This is a genomic window from Halomonas sp. 72, from assembly GCF_052379785.1.
Classification (GTDB): domain Bacteria; phylum Pseudomonadota; class Gammaproteobacteria; order Pseudomonadales; family Halomonadaceae; genus Vreelandella; species Vreelandella citrativorans.
Map to the genome: position 1 here is coordinate 1 of NZ_JBQSYY010000039.1, position 4,133 is coordinate 4,133.

The window sequence follows — 4,133 nt, forward strand, 5'->3', positions numbered from 1 at the left end:
GATCTTGCCCAGTAACGATGGACACCTCAAGAATGTAATACACTGCAACGAGGTGAACCATGGCAAGATCGACGACATCAATGAAGAAAAAATCCTATACCCGTTACTCAGATACCTATCGGCAAGAAGCGTTAGCGCTTGCTGATCGCATAGGCGTTGCCGCAGCGGCTCGTGAACTGGGCATACACTCGAGTCAGCTTTATCAGTGGCGTTCTAAGGTTCAGCAACAGCAAGATACATCTGAGCGAGAGCGGTCGCTGGCAGAAGAAAACGTTCGTCTGAAGCGGCAATTAGCCGAAGCCAATGAGGAGCTGGCTATCACAAAAAAGGCCGCGGTGTACTTTGCGAAGAGCCTGAAGTGAAGTACGCCTTTATCCATCGTCATCGCCAGGCTTTCAGTGTTCAGCGCATGTGCCATGTTGTTGGGGTCGCTCGAAGCGGCTACTACGCTTGGCGACAGCGCGAAGGAGGTCTGTCTCTAAAGCGCAGCCAGCAAGCCGTTCTCGATAAGCGTGTGGCTGCGGCGTTTCACCAACGTAAAGGCCGCTCAGGCGCCCCGAGATTAGCTCTAGACCTGCAAGATGACGGAATACCGGTGAATCGCAAGACCGTGGCTGCCAGCTTACAGCGACAAGGCCTGCGTGCTAAAGCTGCCCGTAAGTTCAAGGCCACCACAAACTCTCGACATTCGCTACCTGTTGCGCCAAACCTGCTAGAGCAAGACTTCAGGGCTTCAGCCCCTAATCAAAAGTGGGTGGGTGATATCACCTACTTGGCGACGGGTGAAGGTTGGCTTTATCTTGCTGTGCTAATTGATCTTTACTCTCGCAAAGTCGTTGGTTGGGCAATGAGCGAGCGTATGACGGCAGATCTTGTCTGTGATGCACTACAAATGGCGCTATGGAAACGTAAAATGCCAACAGGCGTGATCGTCCATTCAGATCGAGGTGGTCAGTACTGTTCGACGCTGTATCAGTCGCTACTGACGCGACATGAACTCAAGTGCAGTATGAGCGCGAAAGGCAACTGTTATGATAACGCCTGTGCCGAAAGCTTCTTTCACAGCCTCAAGGTGGAAGCGATCCACGGCGAGAACTTTAAAACGCGAGATATGATGAGACGCCAGGTGTTTGAATACATCGAACTGGACTACAACAAGCAACGACGGCACAGTGCTATAGGGATGATCAGCCCAGAGGCGTTTGAAGTCCGAATGATCGCTTAAACGAGTGTCCACTGTTGCTGGGTAAGATCATACAAGCCGCGCCTGAAGGTACGGTTTTTAAGGGCGAGTTCAACGTGCACGGTATTATCTCCCAACCTAAATCGGATGGGTCACAAACACTTTTTGACCGCTTGGAGTATCCAAGCAACCTGCCTGAACATGTTCACCACAAAATGGTAGAAACGGCCAAAATGTTTCTTACCCATATTGGCTACGATAATGGCTGTTTTAACGCTGAATTTATGTGGGACGAGGCGACTGACAATCTTTGGCTGATTGAAGTTAATACACGTATTTCTCAGTCACATAGCGAGATATTTGTCCTGGTTGACGGCATGTCCAACCATGAAGTGGCTATCGATATTGCCTTGGGGCAACGTCCTTCACTATTAAACCGCCAAGGCGTGGCGCCTGTGGCGGCAAAATGCTTTATTCCCTACGCCCATGAGGATGGCATCGTGACGCGGGTGCCTAGTCAGGAAAATATACAGGCGCTTCAACAACGCTTACCGCACACCGATGTCTGCCTTGATGTTGCTCCAGGCCAACGCCTTGGCGATTTACTGCATCAGGACAGCTTTTGTTATCGACTAGGCACGCTTTACATCACCGGCAATAACCACGAGGAGATCGAAGAAAACTATAAATTTTGTTTGGATTTTTTAGATTTTGAGATCGAAAAAGTGGATCTTTAAAAGGAGGTAGCATGGAAGTTATCAATGACTTTCCTTATAACGTCCGCGAGATAGAAAACGTCTTTATTCCTATGCGTGATGGCAAGCAGTTGGCCGCGCGTATCTGGCTCCCCGAGGCAAGCCTGGCGTCGCCTCTTCCCGCGATTATGGAGTACATCCCTTACCGCAAGCGCGATATTACGCGAGGCCGCGATGCATCCAATCACCCTTACCTTGCTGGTCATGGCTATGTGTGTGTTCGTGTGGATATGCGCGGTAGCGGTGACTCTGATGGCGTATTAACGGATGAGTACACCCAGCAAGAGCAGCTTGATGCGGTGGATGCGATCGAGTGGATTGCCCGCCAGGCCTGGTGCGACGGCAATGTCGGCATGATGGGTATTTCCTGGGGCGGCTTTAATAGCCTGCAAGTCGCTGCTAAACAGCCGCCTGCTCTTAAAGCCATTATTAGCCTCTGTTCAAGCGACGACCTGTATGCCGACAATATGCACTATATGGGTGGCTGCCTACTGGGAGACAATTTATCGGAAGCGACCGTAATGCTGGCGTTTAACGCCCTACCCCCGGATCCTTTGATAGTGGGCGACCGCTGGCGGGACATGTGGCATGAACGCATGGAAGACAGCGGCCTTTGGATTGACAAGTGGCTTCGCCACCAGCGCAGGGATGCGTACTGGACCACCAGCTCAGTGTGTGAAAATTATGATGCTATTCAGTGCCCGATTTATGCGATTGGTGGGTGGGCCGATGGTTTTACCAATACCGTCTTCAGATTAATGGAGCATCTTGATGTTCCACGTAAAGGTTTAATTGGCCCCTGGGGTCATAAGTACCCTCACCAGGGAATACCCGGGCCCGCCATTGGTTTTTTACAAGAAGCACTGCGCTGGTGGGATTATTGGCTGAAAGGTGATGACAACGGCATTATGGATGAACCCATGCTGCGTGCCTGGGAGCAGGATAGCGTACCACCTGACAACGCTTATGAAGACAGACCCGGCCGCTGGTTGACAGAGTCCGAGTGGCCATCGAGTAATTTGCAAGAGCAGTGTTTCGTCTTGTCGCCTTACCGGCTTACTCCCCAAACCTGCTCAATCGGTACGTCTGAACCTAACGTTGAGCCTGCCACGATGGGACTACAGTCGCCGTTAAGCGTTGGCTTGTCAGCCGGCAAATGGTGCTCCTACGCCGCGACACCTGACTTACCCGGCGACCAGCGCGAAGAAGACGGCGGCTCCCTTGTTTTTAGTACAGATGCATTAACCGAGTCGTTAAATATCTTTGGCACGCCTTCTTTAGAGTTGGAAGTTTCCAGCAATCAGCCACAGGCCATGTTGGCAGTCAGGCTTTCTGATGTCGCGCCGGATGGGAAAGCAACTCGCGTCACCTATGGTCTGTTAAACCTTACCCACCGTGATAGCAATGCAGAGCCAACGCCGCTTGAACCGCATCGCACCTACCGGGTGACGATAGAGATGAACGGTATTGCCCAGAAATTCCCCGCAGGACACCAATTACGGCTTTCTATTTCAACCTCTTACTGGCCTCTTGCCTGGCTCCCTCCCAAGCCTGCCCAAGTGAATATGACCTTTAACCAGTGCGTGCTTAAACTACCTGTGCGTACCGCAGACCATCATGGGGATGGCTTAACGCATTTTGGAGCGTCCCAGTCGGCACCGCCTCTTGAGATCACTCACTTGGCACCCAGCAAACATAATTGGTTGTTGCATCAAGATCTGGCGGCCAAGGGTTCAACGTTGGAAGTCATCAATGACCAAGGGTGCTTTCGCATTAACGATACTGGTACCGAGATTCACCGGTGCGCCCGCGAATATTACACCACGGTAGGTAATGATTTTACGTCAGCACGTGGCGAGACGATGACGGAAAGCTCGTTTCAGCGGGATGACTGGCATACAGAAGTGTATACCCGGACCGTGCTGAGCTGCACTGAAACGGACTTTATTATTCATGCCCAGATGGATGCTTATGAAGGGCAGTATCGGGTATTTTCCAAAAACTGGGAGTCTACAATTCCACGCGACCTGCTGTAGAAAAGTTGGCATGGAAAGAAGGCGGGGATTAACAACCCACCCTCCCCAACCGAGCAAAGCCGCCTACATGCATTAGGCGGCTTTTTTTGTGGTGCGCCAGGCATGGCGCGCAGCGCCTTAACAGGCGCTATTCCTGAGGGTGGTGCCTCAGGATGACTT

General features: G+C 51.7%; 3 protein-coding genes. All 3 read left to right on the plus strand.

Annotation, left to right across the window (positions count from 1 at the left end):
- The first annotated feature begins 59 nt into the window (after positions 1-59).
- The 3 genes from ACT3T6_RS17570 to ACT3T6_RS17580 all read left to right on the plus strand — a co-directional run bounded on the left by ACT3T6_RS17570 (position 60) and on the right by ACT3T6_RS17580 (position 3,974).
- Positions 60-1,225 (plus strand): IS3 family transposase gene (locus tag ACT3T6_RS17570; protein WP_139296708.1). Its coding sequence is split into 2 segments (ribosomal slippage): positions 60-321 and positions 321-1,225, totalling 1,167 coding nucleotides; the frame shifts between segments, so codons are not numbered across the junction.
- A gap of 14 nt (positions 1,226-1,239) precedes the next feature.
- A complete protein-coding gene (locus ACT3T6_RS17575) occupies positions 1,240-1,920 on the plus strand; it encodes an ATP-binding protein (RefSeq protein WP_226913560.1) in 681 nt (226 codons plus the stop codon).
- 11 nt (positions 1,921-1,931) lie between these two features.
- The gene (locus ACT3T6_RS17580; protein ID WP_193054332.1) at positions 1,932-3,974 is read left to right on the plus strand and encodes a CocE/NonD family hydrolase; all 2,043 of its coding nucleotides are present in this window, start codon (positions 1,932-1,934) and stop codon (positions 3,972-3,974) included.
- Positions 3,975-4,133 lie beyond the last annotated feature (159 nt).

Coding starts and splice junctions, on each gene's coding strand:
- ACT3T6_RS17580 (WP_193054332.1), top strand. CDS start 1,932: ATGGAAGTTATCAATGACTTTCCTTATAACGTCCGCGAGATAGAAAAC.